The following is a 20590-nucleotide window of genomic DNA, read 5'->3' as shown; positions in this document are numbered from 1 at the left end:
CGCGGTGTTCCAGCAGAACACCGCCCAGGAGCACCGGCAGAACAACAGCTGTGCCAACCCCGTTGGCACGACCGGTGAGCCGCTGCTGACAGGAAGCCGGGCGGACACCCGCTGTGCAACGGGGGACGCCTCCTTCAACAAGCACACGGTGACCGAGGGGCGCGGCGCGCACGCCAGTGGCGGTTCCACGCCGGGCCAGGTGGTCCAGCAGAACACCGCACAGAAGGGTCGGCAGAACAACAGCTGCGCCAGTCCCCTCGGGCTCAACTCCACCCTGAACGGCGGTCGTGTGGACGGGCGGTGCGTCAGCAAGGACCTCTCCGGCAGCGAGCACACCGTGACCAGGACCGGTGGAGCTCGTACGGAGGGTGGTTCCGACGTGCTCGGCGGCGTGACCCAGCAGAACACGGCGCAGGAAGGGCGGCAGAACAACAGTTGTGACCAGCCCGCCTTCGAGTCGTTCACCGTCAACGGCGGCCGAGCGGATCGTCGATGCGGGAACCGCGACCGGTCCTACACCGGGCACAGCCTCGTCGAGAGTGAGGGCGCCCGCACGACGGGCGGTTCCACCACGGGGTTCAACGTGAACCAGCAGAACGCGGCGCAGGAGGGGCGGCAGAACAACAGCTGCGACAACCGCAACACCGGCGGGATCGACCCGACGGGTGGCCGGGTGGACAGCGCGTGCGGGAACGGGGACCGGTCGCACACCAAGTACAGCGTGGTCAAGGGCGGCGGCGCGGAGACGACCGGTGGTTCCAGCGAGACCCTCTCCGTGTTCCAGCAGAACTCGGCGCAGGAAGGTCGGAACAACAACAGTTGCGACAACGCCAGCAGTGGCGAGATCACCCTGACCGGTGGCCGGGTGGGGAGCAAGTGCAGGAACGGTGACCGGTCGGACACCGAGCACAGCGTCGTCAAGGGCGGTGGTGCGCAGACGACCGGTGGTTCCGCCACCGCAGCCGTGAGCCAGCAGAACTCGGCACAAGAGGGTCGGCAGAACAACAACTGCGCCGACACCAACAACCTCGACGCCACCATCACAGGTGGCCGCGCGCATGCCCGTTGCACCACGGTGGACGACTCCGCCACTCTGGGCTCCGCGGAGTTCGGCGGTGGTGCCGAAGCCGCAGGCGGCACCAGCGGGGCGTCCTTGTTCCAGCAGAACATCGCCCAGGAAGGCCGGCAGAACAACGACTGCGCCAACCTCAACAACCTGACCCTCACCACCTCCGGCAGCCGTACCGACAACCAGTGCGTTGCGTTCGACCGCTCCAAGAGCATCGGCTCCGTCTACCAGTAGACGACGGCACGGCATCGGAAAGGTCCTTGAAGGGCCCTGTGCCTCGATCGGCCCCGTCCGGTACTCCACCGGGCGGGGCCGTCGTCCTTCCGTCGAGCGGTGATCTTTCGGGGCGGGGTCACTGCGGTGAAGCGTTATAGAGGACATTTCTCCGCATTGCGGGTCGTTGGTCGTTCGTTCACCGCCGGATGCCAAGGTTGCGTGCGTGAACCTCCCACAGTCGCAGGGCCGTTACGGCCACCCGGCCGTCCCCACCCGCCGGGTCACCCAGGTCGTCGCCCACCGCGGTGCCTCCCACGACCACCCCGAGCACACTCTCGCCGCCTACGCACAGGCCATCGAGGACGGCGCCGACGCGCTGGAGTGCGATGTCCGCCTGACGCGTGACGCGCGTCTGGTGTGCGTCCACGACCGTCGCGTGGACCGTACGTCGGACGGCCGCGGCGCCGTCTCCGCGCTGACCCTGGACGAGCTCGACCGGTTCGACTTCGGCTCCTGGAAGGGCGGCGATGCCGAGCCCTCGCGGATCCTCGCCTTCGACGAACTGCTGGCGCTGGCCACGTCCGCGCCCCGCCCCGTCGGCATCGCCGTCGAGACCAAGCACCCCACTCGCTGGGCCGGCCGCGTCGAGCAGGAACTCGTACGCCAGCTACGGCTGTTCGGGCTCCACCGGCCCCGGCCGGGGGAGCCGGCGAGGGTGCGGCTGATGAGCTTCTCCCGGACCGCTCTGCGCCGGCTCGCGACCCTGGCGCCGGGGCTGCCGCGGGTGCTGCTCACCGAGCGCAGACCGCTCCCGGGCAGGGCAGCGGCCCTGCCGCACGGTGTCCGGATCGCTGGCCCGGGCATCGATCTCGTACGGGCCCGGCCCGATCTCGTACGGCGGTTGCGGGTGGCGGGACACCGGGTGCACGTGTGGACGGTGGACGAGCCGGAGGACGTGGAGCTGTGCCTGCGGCTCGGCGTGGAGACGCTGATCACCAACCGCCCGCGCCAGGTCCTGGAGCAGATCGGCAACCGCTGAACCGGCCCACGGGCGGGGTGGGGTGTCGCTGCATTCCGGCGGGCCTCCCGGACCGTCGCCTGCCGGTTTCGGCGGTACGTCTCCGGCGCCGTGCGCGGACAGCGGCAGGGGGACGATGCCGTGGCGTCGTCCCCCTGTACCGGGCCGGAGAGTGCTCGGCAGCCTCGAAGTGCCGGGTCACAGCCCGTCCCGATGTACTCCCGACCGGGGATGTCCCGGCCCGGCTACCGTCTCGGTCCCGCGATGGCGTAGGCCGCGGTGCCGACGACCGCGAGGACCAGGGCCGTCCAGGTGCCCGTCGCCGTGCCGGGCGGCAGCAGCATCCAGTTCGCCACCTCCAACGGCACATTCGTCGGTGAAGGGGCGAAGAGCGAGAACGACAGCCAGGCGACCGGCGGCGTCCACGCGAGGTGCGCCCCGCACATCGCCGCCCCGAGGGCGACGAGTCCCATCAGCCCGGCGCAGTCGCGGATGATGAACGCGGTGGTGGCCAGTTCATCGCCCACGGTCCGCACCGCCAGCAGCACCGCGCAGACGACCGTGCCGATCAGCAGGACATGCGCCGCCCTGCGGGGAACCCAGCGGATCGCTGCCGTCCGGTCCAGGGCGAGGTCCTGCCCGCCGAGCCCGATCGAGGCCGCCGTCACCCCCGCCGTGAGGGCGAGTACGGGCAACTGCGGATCACCGGGCCCCCCGTCGCCGTCCTGGGCAAGGGCCCCCACGGCCAGCGCGCTGATCACCACCGCGGCGAGCGACGCGGGAACCTGCCGCGAGCGTGCGTAGAGGGTCAGCCATCTCACGGGGACCCACCGCCGGCCAGCACGGAGAGCGGGTCGGCCTTGCAGGAGAGCGCGGCGGCGTGCGCGGCCTTGAGCCGCGAGAGCTGTTCGGCCCGCGGCAGCGCCTTGAGCTTCTTCCATACCGGTTCGGCCAGCGCGGTCAGGTCTCGCAGGCGGTGCTGGGTGCCGCGGAGCGGTTCGAGGTCCCCGAGGACCCAGCCGGCCGCGACGCCCTGCGCGGCGGTTTCGCTGGGCATGCCGCTGCGTGTGACGGCGGTGCGGGGCTGACAGTGCGGCGCCATGCCTTGGGCGAGCATGGCGCGGGTCAGGTCCTCGCCCTTGGTGTCGGCGATCGCCCCGTCGTCGAAGTCGACGAGCACGGACGTGCGGGACCGTTCGAGCGTGGCGCTGGATGCCCGTAGGGCGGTGTTCTCCCGGATCGAGACCGGCGCCTGGCTGCCCAGGGCGTCGTGCAGCAGGCGCAGTGCCTTCTTTCCGGGGCCCACGATGTCGCCGAGTCGTGCCTGGTGCGCCTTCGTCACGCACACCGGGCCGTCGCACACCATCGCCGCGGCGGCCTCGTCGACGACGTACGTCCGGCGCGGGTCGGAGGGGAGGACGAGCAGAGCGATCGCCGCGCCCGCAAGGAGGGGGGTCAGGGCGAGCAGCCGGGTGCGCGGGGCCGCGGCGATGAGCAGCGCGAAGCCCGTCGCCGCCATGCCGAGCAGCCAGACCGTCTGCCCGACGTGCACGGAGGCGGAGAGCGTGAGGAGCATCTCGCTGACCTGCGCCACAGCCGGTGACAGCAGCGAGACGCGGTTCGGCACCGCGGCCTCCGGCACCGCCGATGCCTCCGACACCCGCAGGAGGTTGGTGAACACAAAGGCGCCCACGGCCATGGCGGGCGGGGTGAGCGCGGATGGCAGGGCCCGCCCGACTCCCATGCCGAGCACGGCCCCCGCGACGAGGGAGAGTGCCCCCACCAGCGAAATGGGCAGCCATCCGAGGTGCATGTATTCGGTGCCGGCGACCACCTGGACCCCACCCACGACAACGAGGAGTGCAAAAGCCGAGGCCAGAGTGAGGGCAGTCGCGCCCGCCAGCGTGGCCGCGCGGTGCCGGGCGGGTCGCGGCGTGCTCGTCAGCAGTTCGTACATCCCGGAGCGGCGGTCACGCAGCCCCTGGAGTGCCCCGAGCCCGACGGCGATCGGCCACAGCAGGATCAGCAGGGAGCGGGTCCACATGGCCAGGGACGTCCACTGGGCCGTCCACCCCGCGGTACCGCTCCACCACAGTCCGGGAATCAGGTACAGGAACGCCAGCGCGGCCGCCAGGATCACGACGCCGGCCAACGGGGCGACGGAGCGCTTCAGTTCGATGCGCAGGACACGGGTGTTCACCAGGCGTTCCTTCCCTGCTCGGGGCCCAGAAGCAGCGCCGAGTAGCCGCGCTCCAGCGGGCTGTCGCCCACGTGCTCGGGGCCGCCCACCGAGGCCAGCTCGTCCGGGGGGCCCTGGAAGACCAGCCGGCCCTCGGCGAAGAGCACCACGTCGGTGCAGGCGGCGGCCACGTCCTCCACCAGGTGGGTGGAGACGACCACGCACGTGTCCTTGCCCAGCTCCTGCAGCAGTTCGCGGAAGCGCAACCGCTGCGCCGGGTCCAGGCCGACGGTCGGTTCGTCCAGCAGCAGGATCGTCGGGTCGTTGACGATGGCCTGGGCGATGCCGACCCGTCGCACCATGCCGCCCGACAGGGCCTTCATCCGGTCGTCGGCGCGGTCCGCAAGGCCGACCCGCTCCACCGCGCGCTGGACAGCCGCGGGGATGTCGGCCTTGGGCACCTCCTTCAGCCACGCCATGTACTCGACGAACTCGCGCACCGTGAAGCGCTTGTAGTAGCCGAACTCCTGCGGCAGGTAGCCGATCCGGCGGCGCAGCGCACGGTGCTCGCCCATGCCGCCCGCGGATTCGCCGAGCAGGTGCAGGGTTCCCTCGGTGGGGCGCAGCACGGTGGCCAGCGCCCGGATGAGGGTCGTCTTGCCTGCCCCGTTGGGGCCGAGCAGACCGTGTACGCCCGTGCCCAGCGACAGGTCGAGCCCGTCGACGGCCATCCGATTTCTGCCGACCCTGACCTTCAGCCCGGCGGCCTGGATCTCCCAGGCGTAGGCAGTCGGTGCGATGTCGGCCGCGCTCACCGCGCGCATCATGTGGTGTTCCTCTCCGATGGTCAACGATGGGCTCCCAGCACGGAGTACGCGCCCCTGCGGGCGAACACGACACCGATGCCGAGCGCGAGGATCAGCCCCCACACGGGCAGACCGGCCGTTTGCAGGGCGATGGTCGTACGGCTCGCGGCCAGGGTCGGCGCCACGATCACGGTGGCCCACACGGCCACCAGTCCGACGGCGGCGCGGGTCACGCCGACGACACCCCCGAGCGCCAGGGTCGCGGAGGTGAAGGCCAGACAGGGCAGCAGCCACTGCGCGGCCATCACCCCCGTCGCCCATCCGCCCGCCAGCAGCGCGGGGATGACCACGGCGAGCACGGACGCGGTGCGTCGCAACACCAGATAGAGCCCGGCCCTGGGCACGGATGCCGTCAGCTCGTACGCCGGGTCCATGCCGCGCGACCAGGACGCCGCGACGCCGAGTACGGGCAGGACCGGGGCGAGCAGCAGCACGAACGACACGTCGCCGGTGCCCGTGTCGACCAGGTCGAGAAGGAGCGCGAGGAGTGCCACGCTCATGACCATGGTCAGCCACGGCACCATCGTCGGCGTCAGCCACCTCGACAGCCGCGCCGACCAGCGCCGTTGGCGCGGCATCGCCGCGGTGGCGGCCAACTGGGGCGCGAGGTCGGACCACACGGTGTCGACGAGCGCCGCCACGGCGGGCGCCTGTGCGGTGACGGCGGCCGACAGCCGGTCGCGGCAGACCCGGCACGCTTCCAGGTGGGCCTCCAGGGCCCACACCTCGTCGGTGGCGAGGTCCGTGTCGCCGCGCGCGTAGCCGTCGATGATCCGCGTCGACGCGTGTTCCCCGCTCATGTCAGCGCCTCCCTCATCGCGATCCGGGCCCGGCGGGCACGGGTCTTGACCGTGCCCTCGGGCAGCCCGAGCAGGACAGCGGTCTCTCGCACGGACAGCCCGTCGAGCACCATGGCCTGCAGTACCTGTCTGAGCTCCGGCGCGAGGCGCCGCAGCGCGTCCCCGACATCACCGCCGACGGTCGCCGCGAGCGCCTCCTCCTCGGCGGCGGGCGCCACGGGCTGCGAGGCTGCCGCGGGCGGCGGCTCCGCGTGGTGAGCCCTGCGCCTGAACGCGTCGATCAGCCGGCGCGCGGCGATCGTCCACAGCCAGCCGACAGCCGTCCCTCCGGCCGCAGTTCCGGCGAACGCGCCCGCTGCGCGCCACACCGCCAGATACGTCTCCTGCATGACCTCGGCAACGATCTGCTCGTCCGCGCAGCGGCGGCGCAGCCGCACCGCCAGCCACGGTGACGTAAGCCGGTACAGCTTCTCGAATGCGGCACGGTCGCCTTTTGCCACGAGCCGGACGAGACGCTCCTCGTCCGGTTCGTGCTGCGCTGCCGCCCTGACTGATCTCACGCCTTCTAGACGCCCGGCCAGGACGGAAGGTTTTCTCGCGGATGTGATCTGCGCCATGTGCGAGGTCTCCTCGGGCACTCTGCGGCGGGTCCCCTGCCGAGACACTCACGAGTGCGGTCATGGGCTCGCAGCGTCAAGACGCCGATCACCGACCGCCCGCGCCAGGTCGTGGAGCGGATCGGGAATCGCTGAACCGGCCGGAGTACGGCGCCGGTTCAGCGGGCGGGGGTTCCGGTCTCGGCGCTCCGGAGCGCTGGGGCGGAAGCGGAATGCCCAGCAGTCACCGGAAGAGGAGCCGCACTGCCCGGGGACGCCGGTGACCGGCCGCATTGCACGAGACCGCGTGCAGATGCCCGCGCTCTTCCTGCCGGTTGGCGGTCTGCGTAAGGGGCCGGCGCAGTGCTCGCGCAGCCGCGCTTCGTTCACCACCGGCTGGAACTCGCGGTGGTGGAGCGCGTCGTCGCCGACGTGGTCGCCGCCCTCCGGAACGGAACCGTCGATGAGACAGGGGCGCTGTGGTGCCCCACGGGCCGATCGCGGGAGAGGGGAGAGGCCCATGTCACGCGGACCGTACGGCCGTTGATGCGGCGGGTGCTCGCGGTCACCGGCCCGCCGCCCCTCCACGCCTCTCAGTGCCGCGCCCACCCGCCGCCTCTCGGCGACGGGTGGGCGCGTGTGTCTGCTGGAGCAGCGCGAAGGCCGCCCCGGTGCCTGCCGGCCTACTGGTCCGCCGCGGGCAGGACGCGGCCCGAGACCTCGCCGAGGCCGATGCGGCTGCCGCCCGGGCCCGGGGCCCACGCCGTCAGCGTCACCTCGTCCCCGTCCTCCAGGAACGTCCGCTTGCCGTCCGGCAGTTCCACCGGGTCGCGCCCCGACCACGTCAGCTCCAGCAGGCACCCGCGCTGCTCCGGCTCCGGGCCGGAGACGGTGCCGGAGGCGAAGAGATCGCCTGTGCGCAGCGAGGCACCGTTGACCGTCATATGGGCGAGCTGCTGTGCCGCGGTCCAGTACATCGTCGAGAAGGGAGGCTCGGAGATCGGGTGGCCGTTGATCGAGACCGTGATCCGCAGGTCCAGCCCGCCGGGCTCCAGGTCGGCGTCGTCCAGGTACGGCAGCAGCGCGTGATCCCGGGCCGGTGGCGTCGTACGGGCCGCGTCCAGCGCCTCCAGCGGGGTGACCCACGGGGAGACGGACGTGGCGAAGGACTTCCCGAGGAAGGGCCCGAGCGGCACGTACTCCCACGCCTGGATGTCCCGCGCCGACCAGTCGTTGAGCAGGCACACACCGAAGACGTGATCACGGAAGGCGGTCTGCGGGACCCGCTCCCCGAGCGCCGACGGCGTGCCGACGACGAAGCCGACCTCCGCCTCGATGTCCAGGCGCAGCGAGGGCCCGAAGGAGGGCGCCGGGTCGGAGGGTGCCTTGCGCTGGCCACACGGCCGTACGACCGGAGTGCCGGAGACGACGACGGTGCCGGCCCGCCCGTGGTAGCCGATGGGCAGGTGCTTCCAGTTGGGGGTGAGCGGCTCGCCGTCGGGCCGGAAGATCCGGCCGACGTTGGTGGCGTGGTGCTCGCTGGCGTAGAAGTCGACGTAGTCGGCGACCTCGAAGGGGAGGTGCAGGGTGACGTCGGTCAGGGGGTGCAGGAACGGTTCGATCGCCGGGTAGCCGAGCCAGGTGCGGATGTCGGCGCGCACGGCCTGCCAGACGGGGCGGCCCGCGGCCATCAGGGCCCCCAGGGTGGGGTGGGCCAGCAGATCCGAATGCGGGGAGCCCAGTGCCGTCGCCGCCGTGTGGACGTCCAGGACGTGGTCGCCGTAGCGCACACCGATACGGCGCCTGCCGGGCTCGTCCGCCGTGCTGAAGACGCCGTACGGGAGATTGCTCAGACCGAAGAGATCGCCTTCGGGAAGATTGAGCGGGCTCCGCTCGGGCTGCTCAAGCTGCTCGGGCATGGATCGGTGCCTCGCCTTCCTGTCCGCCGGGTGGCCGGTCCCACAGGTTACGGCCTGGCGGCGGACCGCGGGCCGATAGGCAGTGAATCACCAATGCACATCACATGCTGGGAAAAAGCAGTGCTGGCGTGGGAAGTTCCGCACGCGCCGGGGGAGGCTCCGTATGCGACCCGGAAGGCTCCGTACGCCCCCCCGGGGAGGCTTCCGTCCACCCCCGCCATCGCCCGGTTCGTGCGGGTTCCGTGCTCGCGGCCCGGGGCCCGCGCTGCGCCGTATGGCCGAGCGCACATGCCCTGCGCCTCGGTGTCACCGGTGGTCGAGGTGGTGTTCCGGTGGCCGGGCCCATCGGACGGACGGCCGCCCGCTGTGATCCACAGGCGACCGGATACGCTGCCAGTGGTGACAGCGACAGATCGACATTGCGTGCAGGTCGTTTGCAGACAGGAGACCCCCTCGTGACCGTCGTCGGGCCATTCGGGCTGAGCGTGCGGGACCAGGCTCTGGAAGCCGATGTCCAGGCCGGGTTGGCGGCTGTCGAGGAGGGCCTGCTGGAGGCCACCAAGAGTGAGGTGCCCTTCATCACCGAGGCCGCACAGCACTTGGTGAAGGCCGGCGGCAAGCGGTTCCGCCCCCTGCTGGTGATGCTCGCGGCGCAGTTCGGCGACAGCCACGCCCCGGGCGTCGTCCCGTCCGCCGTGGTCGTCGAGCTGACGCATCTGGCCACGCTCTACCACGACGACGTCATGGACGAGGCCGACGTACGGCGCGGGGTGGCCAGCGCGAATGCGAACTGGGACAACTCGGTCGCGGTGCTGACCGGCGACTTCCTCTTCGCCCGCGCCTCCCACATCCTTGCCGACCTCGGCCCCGAGGCGGTCCGCATCCAGGCCGAGGCGTTCGAGCGGCTGGTGACCGGCCAGATCCTGGAGACGGCCGGGCCGCGTGACGGCCGTGACCCCGTCGACCACTACCTCGACGTCCTCGCGGGCAAGACCGGCTCGCTGGTGGCGGTCTCCGGGCGCTTCGGCGCGATGATGTCCGGCGCCGACGAGCGCGTCGTCGACATCCTGACCCAGTACGGCGAGCGGCTCGGCATCGCCTTCCAGCTCGCCGACGACGTGCTCGACATCGCGAGCGACAGCCACGAGTCCGGCAAGACGCCGGGCACGGACCTGCGCGAGGGCATTCCGACGCTGCCCGTGCTGCACCTGCGGGCGCGGGCGGCCGCCTCGGGCGACCCTGCCGACCAGGAGCTGTGCGCGCTGCTCGACGGGGACCTGACGGACGACGCGCGCCACGCGGAGGCGCTGCACAGGCTGCGTGCCCACCCGGCGCTCGAGCAGGCCCGCCGGGACACCGTCCGCTACGCGGAGGAGGCGCGCGCCATGCTGGGGCCGCTGCCGACGAGCCCGGCGCGGGCGGCGCTGGAGGAGCTGTGCGACGCGGTGGTGCACCGCGCGGGCTGACCGCGGGTCCGGGGCCGGGGCCGGTGTGGATCGGGGCCGGGACGACGGCCGGGCGTCGGGTGTTCGTGTTGAGGCGTCGTCACATTGCTTGTTCCGCCGAGCTGTCACGGACCGGCACCGGCACCGGCGTCACGGAGTCCGGCACTCCGCGGTACGTCCCGTCCCTCCGGGGTGCCACCCGCTCCGCCCCCTAGGGGATGCTCCGCCGTACGCGGTAGATCCTCCCCCGGGCGGATGGCGCGTCTCATCCCCCAGACGTATGCGGAGTTGATCCCGTCGGCTGACGCCCCGGCGTGGCCGGTTTGGTGGGATTAGTAGCACCAGCGCGGCGGACTAGGGTGACAATATGCGCGACGTGCCCCGGCTCGACGCAACGACCGCCGCCGACACGGAGGTAGGGCAGATGTCAGGTAAGCGACCGACGCAGGCCAACGACGCTTGGAATGTCGACGACGCTGCGGTGCCGCGGAGCCGCAGAGCCGCCCGTTACGCGGTGCCGGTCGCGGTCGCGGGAATCGCGGCGGCCACGATCGGACTCGTGCCGGCGTTCGCCGGCTCCGGCGACCCCGACCTTCCGAAGATCTCGGCCGAGGATCTCGTCGCCAAGGTCGCCGCCTCCGACACGGAGCAGATGTCCGGCACCGTCAAGGTCAAGACGGACCTCGGACTGCCGTCGCTTCCGGGCATGGGCTCGGGCGGTGGCTCCGCCCTCTTCGGCGGCGGGGACAAGGGCAAGGGCGGCGGGACCGCGGATCCGCAGTCGAAGCTGATGGAACTCCTGTCCGGCTCCCACACGTTGAGGGTCGCCACGGACGGACCCGACAAGCAGCGCGTCTCGATCATCGACGATGCAGCCGAGTACAGCCTCATCCACAACGGCGACGAGGTCTGGGCGTACGACTCCGCCGACAACGCCGCCTACCACGCGACCGCGCCCGAGGGCACCGGGACCGACGGGAAGAACGGCGACCGAGGGCACCGCCCGCCGCGCGGCGACGCGGCGGACGCGACGCCGCAGCAGCTCGCGAAGGAGGTGCTGAAGGCCGCGGACGGTACGACGTCCATCACGGTCGACGGCACGGCGAAGGTCGCCGGGCGCGACGCGTACCAGCTCGTGATCAAGCCCAAGCAGAAGGAGTCCACGATCGGTGCGTTCCGCATCGCCGTGGACGCGGAGAACGGTGTACCGCTGAAGTTCACGCTCTCCCCGAAGTCCGGCGGCGGGCCGGTGTTCGACGCGGGCTTCACCAGCGTCGACTTCGCCAAGCCGGACGCGAAGACCTTCGAGTTCACCCCGCCCAAGGGCACCGAGGTCACCGAGCAGAAGGACGACTCCGCAAAGGCGTCCGAGCGCGGGACGGACGTGCCGGTCCAGCCGTCGTCACCCCGTGGCGGCCTCCCGGAGCTGGCGGGACTCGGCGGCTCGGGTGAGGGATGGGCGACCGTCGTCCGGGTCAAGGACCCGGAGGGCGGCCCGGCGTCCCGGCGCGAGGGCAAGGGGGAGTCCGAGGCGCAGTCGCTCATGGACACCTTCGGTGACAAGGTGAGCGGCAAGTTCGGTTCGGGCACGGTCTTCAGCACCCGCCTGGTCAACGCCCTGCTGACGGACGACGGCGCGGTCTACGTCGGCGCCGTCGACAAGTCGGCCCTGGTGAAGGCGGCCAACGAGGCCAAGTAGCCCGCCCCTGACACGCGCCCCACCGCAACCCCCCCCCGCGGTGGGGCGCGTCCATGTCCCACGACGCGTCCGTGTCCCACGACGCGTCCGTGTCCCACGACGCGTCCGTGTCCCACGACGCGTCCGCGTCCCACTGCGCGTCCGCGTCCCACCACGCGTCCCCGCCAGGCGCCAGGCAACCGTCGGCCCGCATGCGGGCCCGTACCGGGTGTACGGATGTCTCCCTGCGGACCGCGTGGCGCGCGAGCGCTTCGCGACCGCCACCGGGGGAGGATGAGCGTGCGGGCGGCCCGGGTCGCCCGCGGCAGCGCCTGATGACGGGGAGAGCGATGGAGCGAATGCTCGGTGAACGGGCCGGGCCCGGCGGGCCCCTGAGGCGCGGAACCGCCCCCGCGCCCGCCCGTACCGGCCCGGCGGCGGGCGCCGGCGGCGAGCCCGTCATCGCCGCGCGCGGCCTCACGAAGCGGTTCCGCGGTGGGCAACTCGCCGTCGACGCCCTCGACCTCGCGGTGCCACGCGGCAGCGTCTTCGGCTTCCTCGGGCCCAACGGCTCGGGCAAGACCACCACCATCCGCATGCTCATGGGGCTGATCGCCCCCACCTCCGGGTCGGTCCGCGTCCTCGGCCGCCCCATGCCGGGCGCGGTGCGCGATGTGCTTCCCGAGGTCGGCGCGCTCATCGAGGGCCCGGCGCTGTACGGATTCCTCTCGGGCCACGACAACCTCGTACGGTTCGACTCCGCCGACCCCACCGCCGATCCCCGCACCCGAACCGACCGCGTCGCCGCGGCACTCGACCGTGTCGGCCTCGCAACGGCCGCGCGCAAGAAGGCGCGGGCCTACTCGCTCGGTATGAAGCAGCGGCTGGGTCTGGCCGCGGCTCTGCTCCGCCCGCGCCGGCTGCTGGTCCTCGACGAGCCGACGAACGGTCTGGACCCGCAGGGCATGCGGGAGATCCGGACCCTGGTGCGCGAGTTGGCGTCCGACGGCACGACCGTGTTCCTCTCCTCCCACCTCCTCGACGAGATCGAGCAGGTGTGCACGCACGCGGCGGTCATGGCGCGCGGCCGCCTCCTCGTACAGGGTCCGGTCGCCGAACTGTCCGCGGGGGCGCGCGGCAGGCTGGCGGTGACCACACCGGACACCACCGTCGCCGTACGGGTGCTGGTGGAGCACGGCGTGGCCGGGATCGCCGTCGCCGGTGACCGGGTCACCGGCGAACTGCCCCCTGGCGAGGCGCCGGACCTCGCGGATCTCAACGCCGCGCTCGTACGGGCCGATGTGCGCGTACGGGCATTCGGTGCCGAACGGGCCTCGCTGGAGGACGCGTTCGTCGCCCTGACCGGGGAGGGTTTCGATGTCGCGGGCTGAGGACGCCACGGGGACCGCGGACCCCAGGGGAACCGCAGACGCCAGGGGCGCCGCAGACGTACGGGCCGTGGACGAGGGCCGCGATCACGCGCGGGTCCCTTCTGACGACGAGGCCCGCACCCACGGCGGAGTCCGTCCACCGGCCGGAGGCGGCCATACCCGCGCCGGGGTCCGCGCACCCGCGCCGGACGAGATGCGGCGCGGCCCGCTGCGGTCGCTCGGCCTCCTCCGCAGCGAACTGCGGACCACCTTCCGCCGCTGGCGCACACTCGCGCTGCTCGCCGTCCTCGCCGCCGTGCCCGTCCTCATCGGTGTAGCCGTACGGATCGAGACGCGCGACGGCGGTCAGGCGGGCGGGGGAGGCGGCGGCCCGGCCTTCCTCACCCAGATCACCGGCAACGGGCTCTTCCTGGTCTTCGCGGCGCTCGCCGCGACGCTGCCCGTCTTCCTGCCGATGGCGGTGGGCGTGGTCGCGGGCGACGCGATCGCGGGCGAGGCGAGCGCGGGGACGTTGCGCTATCTGCTGGTCGCACCCGCCGGCCGCACCCGTCTGCTGCTCTGCAAGTACGCGGCGGTGCTGGTCTTCTGCCTCGCCGCGGCCCTGGTCGTGGCCGCATCCGCCCTGGCCGCGGCCGCGCTGCTGTTCCCGCTCGGAGACCTCACCCTCATCTCCGGCGTCACGGTCTCCTTCACGGAGGGGCTCGTACGGGCCCTGGCCGTCGCGGTCGCCGTCGCCGCGTCGTTGACCGGGATCGCGGCGCTGGGCCTGTTCGTGTCCACGCTCACCAACAGCGGGATCGCGGCGATGGCGACGACCGTCGGCCTGCTGATCACCGTGCAGATCCTCGACAGCATCCCGCAGTTGCACGCCGTCCACCCGTATCTCTTCCCGCACTACTGGCTGAGCTTCGCCGACCTGCTCCGCGAACCGGTCTACTGGGAGAAGCTGGTGAGCAATCTGGAGCTGCAGGGCCTGTACATGGCGGTGTTCGGCTCCCTGGCCTGGGCCCGCTTCACGGCGCGCGACGTCACGGTGTAGCAGCACGGCCCGCAGGGCCGGTGGCCCCGCGTCCCGTGCGGCGGGCAGGGCGAAGGCCCCGCGCCGCAGGGACGCGGGGCCTTCGCATGGGTGGGGGGTGGCGGTTCGAGGGACCGGTCAGAACGTCAGCTTCCAGCTGTCGATGTAACCCGTGTCCTGCGCGGCCACGTCCTGCACGCGCAGTTTCCACGTGCCGTTCGCGACCTCGCTGGAGGCGTTGACCGTGTAGGTGGCGATGACGTTGTCCGCGGAGTCGGAGCCGCTGGAGTTCTTCAGCCGGTACGCGGTGCCGTCCGGCGCGAGGAGGTCGACCACCAGGTCACCGCGCCAGGTGTGCTTGATGTTGACGCCGACCTTGAGGGTCGTCGGGGCGTTGCCCGTACGGCCGGTGACGCCGACGGAGGAGCTGACCGCGGTGCCGTTGTCGGGGATGGCGACATCGGCGGCGTTCTCGAAGACCGTCCCGGGGTCGGGATCGGTCTGGCCGGCCGACAGCGTCCAGATCGCGTGGGCGATGGCGTCGCTGTTGCGGTCGAGCGCGGTGTCGTTGATGTTCGAGGTGGTGTCGCACGAGGAGTGGTAGCAGCGGTCGAAGGCCTGGCCTGCCGTACCGCCCCACTTCTGCGCCTGCGCCGAGGACTTGGCGCGGCTGGCACCGGTGAAGAGGCCGCCGACCGGGATGCCGACGTTCTTGAACGAGGCGTGGTCGGAGCGGCCGTCGCCCTCGGTCTCGATCTCCGTCGGCACGCTCTTGCCCGCGAAGAAGTCCTTGAAGACCGACTCGATCTGGGGGTCGTCGTCATAGACGAAGTAGCCCGGGTTCGGTGAGCCGATCATGTCGAAGTTGAGGTAGCCGGAGATCTTGGAGCGCTCGGCGGAGGGGAGGTTGTTCACGTAGTACTTGGAGCCGACCAGGCCCAGCTCCTCGGCGCCCCACCAGCCGAACCGCAGGTGCTTGGCGGGCTTGAAGTTCTCGCGGGCCACGGTGAGCGCGGTCTCCAGGACGGCGGCGGAGCCGGAGCCGTTGTCATTGATGCCGGGCCCCGAGGAGACGGAGTCGAGGTGGGCCCCGGCGAAGAGCACCTGGTCGGGGTCGCCGCCCGGCCAGTCGGCGATGAGGTTGTAGCCGGTGGAGCCGCTGGAGGTGAACTGCTGGAGGGTGGTGGTGAATCCGGCCGCGTCCAGCTTGGCCTTCACAAAGTCGATGGACGCCTTGTAGCCGGGGCGGCCGTGGGCGCGGTTGCCGCCGTTGGCGGAGGCGATCGACTGCAGTTCGTTCAGGTGCGCCTTGACGTTGGCAACGGGGATGTCGGGCGCGGCCACGGCCGACGGCGCGGAGGGGGCCGAGGGGGCGGACGCCGCGGCGGTGGCACCGGGTGCGGTGGCGACGAGCCCGGCGACGGCGCCTGCCGCGACAGCTGCGGTGGTGGCTCTGCGGACCCATGATCTTCGGGTGGATCTGGGCTCGGCTATGCGGGGGGTGCGTGATGACATGGTGGGGGCTCCGGATTCCGAGAGGTCTGAAAGAGATCAGGACGGAACGAACGGGACGCCCCACGGTTGGGTGAAGTGCGGGGCGCTGGAGCGAAAACGATTCTTTGACGCGAGCATGATGCTCGGCTGCGGCTGACGCTCCGTCAAGGGCAGATTTCGGACATGACCCGCCGGATATCGGTTTTTCCGGTGCGCGGGGGACCGTTGCGTGTACGGGCACCCGGCCGGGCTGCGGAGGAGCGCCGGGACCGCCGTTGTGCACGGGGCGCGTGGGCGCTTGCTGTCGGCGCCGACGGCGGGCACCCGTACCCGCCCGGCCGGTCACCCCGTACCGGTTCCGTCGCCCCGAAACCGCTCCCGTCGCCCCGTACGGTTCCGTCACCCCGTACCGGTTCCGTGCTCACGTACCGGTGTCGGCCGTGCCGCTCTCGGTCCGGGCGACCGGCATCCCTGTGGCCGCCGCCGGCCGCAGCGCGTCCTGGGCCGCGGCGGCCCGCAAGGCCGCGCGCCCGCGCCGGGCGGCGCGCAGCGCGTCCCACGTCAGCACCGTGAGCGCGAGCCAGACGAGCCCGAAGCCCGCCCACCGCTCGACGGGCATCTTCTCGTGGAACCAGACCAGCCCGAGCACGAACTGGAGCACCGGGGCGAGGTATTGGAGAAGCCCGATCGTGCTCAGCGGGATACGGATCGCTGCCGCACCGAAGCACACCAGCGGCACCGCCGTGACCAGGCCGCAGGACGCCAGCAGCAGGGCGTGCGGGACGCCCTCGTTGCCGAAGGCCAAGGCGGAGCGCGAGGAGAGGAACAGCAGGAAGCCCAGCGCGGGCAGGAACTGCACGGCGGTCTCGGCGGCGAGGGACTCGATGCCGCCGAGGCCGATCTTCTTCTTCACCAGGCCGTATGTCGCGAAGGAGAGGGCGAGGAGGAGCGCGATCCATGGCAGCCGCCCGTAACCGGCCGTCAGGACGACCACGGCCGCAGCGCCGATGCCCACCGCCACCCACTGGGCCGGGCGCATCCGCTCCTTCAGCAGCAGGACGCCGAAAAGGATGGTGACCAGGGGGTTGATGAAGTAGCCGAGTGAGGTCTCGACCACGCGCCCGGAGTTCACGCCCCAGATGTAGAAGCCCCAGTTGATGGAGATGACGGTCGCCGCGACCGTCACCAGCGCGAGCCGCCTCGGCTGTCGCACCAGCTCGGGTATCCACGCCCAGCGGCGCAGCACGATGAGGATCAGCCCGACCGCGGCCAGGGACCACACCATGCGGTGCGCCAGGATCTCGACGGCCGAGGCGGGCTTGAGCAGAGGCCAGAACAGCGGCACGAGGCCCCAGAGGCCGTACGCGGCGACACCGCAGAGCAGGCCGGTGCGCTGGTCGTTGCTCGGCGAGGCCGCATCGCTCTCCAGCGGTGGCTGCGGCGTCCGCGGCGTCTGCGTCAAGAGGCACTCCCGGGTGCGGCGGGGCAACGCCACGACGGTAGCGCCGCACGGGCTCCCTGTCATGCCCGTATCGCCATACGGTCATGACAGGCTCGGGGGCGGCGGAGGCCCCGGGCGGGCGGAGGCTCCGGCAGGGAGGTGGGTGAGCCGGCGGCGGGACGAACGAACGCGGCCCGCCCCCGAGTCTCTCGGGCGCGGGCCGCGATGGTCCGTCCGTGCGCCGCGGAACGATCCCGCGGGGAAAGAATCCGGGGGAAGCGACCCCGCGGAACGACCGCCGCGGAACGGCGCCGCGGAAACCCTGGGGTCTCCGGCGGGCCTCAGGCGGTGACGGTCCAGGTGTCGTTGCCGTGCAGCAGCGCCGCCAGGTCACCCTTGCCGCCCTGCTCCACCGCCTGCTCCAACTGGTCGGCCATGAGCGTGTCGTAGACCGGGCGGCGGACGCTGCGCAGGACGCCGATGGGCGTGTGGTGCAGGGTGTCCGGGTCGGCGAGCCGGGAGAGCGCGAACGCCGTGGTCGGGCTCTCCGCGTGTGCGTCGTGCACCAGGACGTCGGCCGCCGTGCCGGGCGTCACGTCGACGATCCGGAGGTCGCCGGTCGCCGGGTCGCGGACGACGCCCTTGGAGCCGAGGCCGTCCTCGGCAGGGGTGCCGAAGCGGATCTGCTGCCCGTGCTCCAGCCGGATCACGGCCTCTTGCGCCTGCTCCTTGTCCTTGAGGACCTCGAAGGCGCCGTCGTTGAAGATGTTGCAGTTCTGGTAGATCTCCACCAGCGCCGTGCCCGGGTGGTCGGCGGCCTGGCGCAGCACCTCGGTGAGGTGCTTGCGGTCCGAGTCGACCGTACGGGCCACGAAGCTCGCCTCGGCGCCGACCGCCAGCGAGACGGGGTTGAAGGGCGCGTCGAGCGAGCCCATCGGCGTCGACTTGGTGATCTTCCCGACCTCGGACGTCGGGCTGTACTGGCCCTTCGTCAGGCCGTAGATCCGGTTGTTGAACAGCAGGATCTTGAGGTTGACGTTGCGCCGCAGGGCGTGGATGAGGTGGTTGCCGCCGATGGACAGCGCGTCGCCGTCCCCGGTGACCACCCAGACCGACAGATCGCGGCGCGAGGCCGCGAGGCCGGTCGCGATGGAGGGGGCGCGGCCGTGGATGGAGTGCATCCCGTAGGTGTTCATGTAGTACGGGAAGCGGGAGGAGCAGCCGATACCGGAGACGAAGACGATGTTCTCCTTGGCCAGGCCGAGTTCGGGCATGAAGCCCTGCACGGCGGCCAGGACCGCGTAGTCACCGCAGCCGGGGCACCAGCGCACTTCCTGATCGGACTTGAAGTCCTTCATGGACTGCTTGGCTTCGGCCTTCGGCACCAGCGAGAGCGCCTCAGTCATCGATGGCCTCCTTAAGGGCCTTGGCGAGCTCCTCGGCCTTGAACGGCAGCCCCCGCACCTGGTTGTAGGAGCGGACGTCGACCAGATACCGGGCTCGCAGCAGCATGGCGAGCTGGCCCAGGTTCATCTCCGGCACCAGCACCTTCTCGTAGCGCCCCAGCACCTCGCCGAGATTCCGGGGGAACGGGTTGAGGTGGCGCAGATGGGCCTGGGCGACGCGTCCGCCGGCGGCGCGGACACGGCGGACGCCCGCCGTCACGGGCCCGTACGTCGAACCCCAGCCCAGCACCAGCAGCGAGGCGTCGCCGGTCGGGTCGTCCACGGCCAGGTCCGGCACCTCGATGCCGTCGATCTTGGCCTGGCGGGTGCGGACCATGAAGTCGTGGTTGGCCGGGTCGTACGAGATGTTGCCCGTGCCGTCCTGCTTCTCGATGCCGCCGATGCGGTGCTCCAGGCCCGGTGTGCCGGGGATCGCCCAGGGGCGGGCGAGGGTGTGCGGGTCCCGCTTGTAGGGCAGGAAGACCTCGGTGCCGTCCTCGGCGGTGTGGTTGGGGCCGGTCGCGAACTGCACGCGCAGATCGGGGAGTTCGTCGATGCCCGGGATGCGCCACGGCTCCGAGCCGTTGGCCAGGTAGCCGTCGGAGAGCAGGAACACCGGGGTGCGGTACGCCAGCGCGATACGGACCGCCTCCAGCGCCGCGTCGAAGCAGTCCGCCGGGGTCGAAGGGGCCACGATCGGGACCGGCGCCTCACCGTTGCGCCCGTACATCGCCTGCAGCAGGTCGGCCTGCTCGGTCTTGGTGGGCAGGCCCGTGGACGGGCCGCCGCGCTGGATGTCGACGATCAGCAGCGGCAGTTCCAGCGAGACCGCGAGCCCGATCGTCTCCGACTTCAGGGCGACCCCGGGCCCCGAGGTCGTGGTCACACCGAGCGCGCCGCCGAAGGCCGCGCCGAGCGCGGCGCCGATGCCCGCGATCTCGTCCTCGGCCTGGAAGGTCCGCACACCGAAGTTCTTGTGCCGGGACAGCTCGTGCAGGATGTCGGAGGCCGGGGTGATCGGGTACGAGCCGAGGAACAGCGGGAGGTCGGCCTGCTGGGAGGCGGCGATCAGCCCGTAGGCCAGAGCCAGGTTTCCGGAGATGTTGCGGTACGTACCGGAGGGGAACGCGGAGGCGGCCGGCGCCACCTCGTAGGAGACCGCGAAGTCCTCGGTGGTCTCGCCGAAGTTCCAACCCGCCCGGAACGCCGCCACGTTGGCCTCGGCCAGCCGCGGCTTCTTCGCGAACTTCGAGCGCAGGAAGGACTCGGTGCCCTCGGTCGGCCGGTGGTACATCCAGGACAGCAGGCCGAGCGCGAACATGTTCTTCGATCGCTCGGCCTCCTTCCGCGTCAGCTCGAATTCCTTCAGTGCCTCGACGGTCAGCGTCGTCAGCGGCACCGGGTGGACGTGGTAGGCCTCCAGCGAGCCGTCCTCCAGCGGGCTGGCCGCGAACCCCACCTTGGTCAGCGCGCGCTTGGTGAACTCGTCGGTGTTGACGATGATCTCCGCGCCGCGCGGCAGGTCCGCCAGGTTCGCCTTCAGGGCCGCGGGATTCATGGCGACCAGCACGTTCGGCGCGTCACCCGGGGTGAGGATGTCGTGGTCCGCGAAGTGGAGCTGGAAGCTGGACACGCCCGGCAGGGTGCCGGCGGGGGCGCGGATCTCGGCGGGGAAGTTCGGCAGCGTGGAGAGGTCGTTCCCGAAGGACGCGGTCTCCGAGGTGAAGCGGTCGCCCGTGAGCTGCATGCCGTCGCCCGAGTCACCCGCGAACCGGATGATCACTCGGTCGAGCCGTCTGACTTCCTTGGTGCCGGGAGCGCGCTGCTCACCGGTGGCTGCCCCGTCGGCCTCATCGGCCTGGGCGCTGACCTGGCTGGTCACTGAACTGGACCTCCTTCGAGGCGGCGGCTGGGGTCTCGCGACGTACCGACCGGTTGTTCCCTCGGCCACTGTACGGGGGTAAGGGTGACCTTCCCCCTAGCTCTCACGTCGTGGACCCCGGTGCGAGACGCCG

General features: G+C 71.7%; 16 protein-coding genes. 6 read left to right on the top strand and 10 right to left on the bottom strand.

Annotation, left to right across the window (positions count from 1 at the left end; genetic code table 11):
* Positions 1 to 4: 4 nt before the first annotated feature.
* Both ACGFNH_RS23425 and ACGFNH_RS23420 read left to right on the top strand, forming a co-directional pair.
* A complete protein-coding gene (locus ACGFNH_RS23425) occupies positions 5 to 1303 on the top strand; it encodes a hypothetical protein (RefSeq protein WP_393656664.1) in 1299 nt (432 codons plus the stop codon).
* 205 nt (positions 1304 to 1508) lie between these two features.
* Positions 1509 to 2324: a glycerophosphodiester phosphodiesterase gene (locus ACGFNH_RS23420; protein ID WP_393656662.1), complete on the top strand. Its 816-nt coding sequence runs from the start codon at positions 1509 to 1511 to the stop codon at positions 2322 to 2324.
* Positions 2325 to 2548: 224 nt separating this feature from the next.
* Here ACGFNH_RS23420 and ACGFNH_RS23415 read toward each other — a convergent pair whose 3' ends face one another.
* The 6 genes from ACGFNH_RS23415 to fahA form a co-directional block, all read right to left on the bottom strand.
* Entirely contained in the window at positions 2549 to 3124 is a 576-nt protein-coding gene (locus tag ACGFNH_RS23415; RefSeq protein ID WP_393656660.1) for a hypothetical protein, read from the bottom strand.
* The gene (locus ACGFNH_RS23410; protein ID WP_393656658.1) at positions 3121 to 4503 is read right to left on the bottom strand and encodes a hypothetical protein; all 1383 of its coding nucleotides are present in this window, start codon (positions 4501 to 4503) and stop codon (positions 3121 to 3123) included. Before ACGFNH_RS23410 ends, ACGFNH_RS23415 begins: the two co-directional genes overlap by 4 nt.
* The gene (locus tag ACGFNH_RS23405) at positions 4500 to 5309 is read right to left on the bottom strand and encodes an ABC transporter ATP-binding protein (protein ID WP_393656898.1); all 810 of its coding nucleotides are present in this window, start codon (positions 5307 to 5309) and stop codon (positions 4500 to 4502) included. The genes ACGFNH_RS23410 and ACGFNH_RS23405 overlap by 4 nt, the downstream gene beginning before the upstream one ends.
* Before the next feature lie 20 nt (positions 5310 to 5329).
* Positions 5330 to 6148 carry a zf-HC2 domain-containing protein gene (locus ACGFNH_RS23400; RefSeq protein ID WP_393656656.1) on the bottom strand — a complete coding sequence of 273 codons (819 nt, stop codon included), beginning with the start codon at positions 6146 to 6148 and terminating at the stop codon, positions 5330 to 5332.
* Entirely contained in the window at positions 6145 to 6648 is a 504-nt protein-coding gene (locus ACGFNH_RS23395) for an RNA polymerase sigma factor (RefSeq protein ID WP_393656896.1), read from the bottom strand. The genes ACGFNH_RS23400 and ACGFNH_RS23395 overlap by 4 nt, the downstream gene beginning before the upstream one ends.
* Positions 6649 to 7427: 779 nt before the next feature.
* Positions 7428 to 8663 carry a fumarylacetoacetase gene (gene fahA, locus ACGFNH_RS23390; protein WP_393656654.1) on the bottom strand — a complete coding sequence of 412 codons (1236 nt, stop codon included), beginning with the start codon at positions 8661 to 8663 and terminating at the stop codon, positions 7428 to 7430.
* Positions 8664 to 9118: 455 nt separating this feature from the next.
* On the opposite strand from fahA, the gene ACGFNH_RS23385 reads away from it, so the two are divergent.
* From ACGFNH_RS23385 to ACGFNH_RS23370, 4 genes are all read left to right on the top strand, one after another.
* The gene (locus ACGFNH_RS23385) at positions 9119 to 10129 is read left to right on the top strand and encodes a polyprenyl synthetase family protein (RefSeq protein WP_393656652.1); all 1011 of its coding nucleotides are present in this window, start codon (positions 9119 to 9121) and stop codon (positions 10127 to 10129) included.
* A 403-nt stretch (positions 10130 to 10532) separates the two neighbouring features.
* On the top strand, positions 10533 to 11807 hold the full coding sequence (locus ACGFNH_RS23380) for an outer membrane lipoprotein carrier protein LolA (protein WP_393656894.1): 1275 nt from the start codon (positions 10533 to 10535) through the stop codon (positions 11805 to 11807).
* A gap of 329 nt (positions 11808 to 12136) precedes the next feature.
* Positions 12137 to 13177 carry an ABC transporter ATP-binding protein gene (locus ACGFNH_RS23375; RefSeq protein WP_393656650.1) on the top strand — a complete coding sequence of 347 codons (1041 nt, stop codon included), beginning with the start codon at positions 12137 to 12139 and terminating at the stop codon, positions 13175 to 13177.
* Positions 13178 to 13370: 193 nt separating this feature from the next.
* Positions 13371 to 14216: an ABC transporter permease gene (locus ACGFNH_RS23370; RefSeq protein WP_393656893.1), complete on the top strand. Its 846-nt coding sequence runs from the start codon at positions 13371 to 13373 to the stop codon at positions 14214 to 14216.
* 117 nt (positions 14217 to 14333) lie between these two features.
* Here ACGFNH_RS23370 and ACGFNH_RS23365 read toward each other — a convergent pair whose 3' ends face one another.
* The 4 genes from ACGFNH_RS23365 to ACGFNH_RS23350 form a co-directional block, all read right to left on the bottom strand.
* On the bottom strand, positions 14334 to 15710 hold the full coding sequence (locus ACGFNH_RS23365) for a M28 family metallopeptidase (RefSeq protein WP_393656649.1): 1377 nt from the start codon (positions 15708 to 15710) through the stop codon (positions 14334 to 14336).
* Positions 15711 to 16110: 400 nt separating this feature from the next.
* On the bottom strand, positions 16111 to 17118 hold the full coding sequence (gene rarD, locus ACGFNH_RS23360) for an EamA family transporter RarD (RefSeq protein WP_393656891.1): 1008 nt from the start codon (positions 17116 to 17118) through the stop codon (positions 16111 to 16113).
* A 353-nt stretch (positions 17119 to 17471) separates the two neighbouring features.
* Entirely contained in the window at positions 17472 to 18536 is a 1065-nt protein-coding gene (locus tag ACGFNH_RS23355) for a 2-oxoacid:ferredoxin oxidoreductase subunit beta (protein ID WP_393656647.1), read from the bottom strand.
* Positions 18529 to 20457 (bottom strand): 2-oxoacid:acceptor oxidoreductase subunit alpha, encoded by a 1929-nt coding sequence (locus ACGFNH_RS23350; protein ID WP_393656645.1) that lies wholly within the window; start codon positions 20455 to 20457, stop codon positions 18529 to 18531. The genes ACGFNH_RS23355 and ACGFNH_RS23350 overlap by 8 nt, the downstream gene beginning before the upstream one ends.
* Positions 20458 to 20590: the final 133 nt, after the last annotated feature.

The organism is Streptomyces sp. NPDC048639 (assembly GCF_043199075.1).
Taxonomy (GTDB): Bacteria; Actinomycetota; Actinomycetes; order Streptomycetales; family Streptomycetaceae; genus Streptomyces.
Note: the sequence above shows the minus strand (reverse complement) of the source record. Positions and strands in the feature narration are given on the sequence as shown.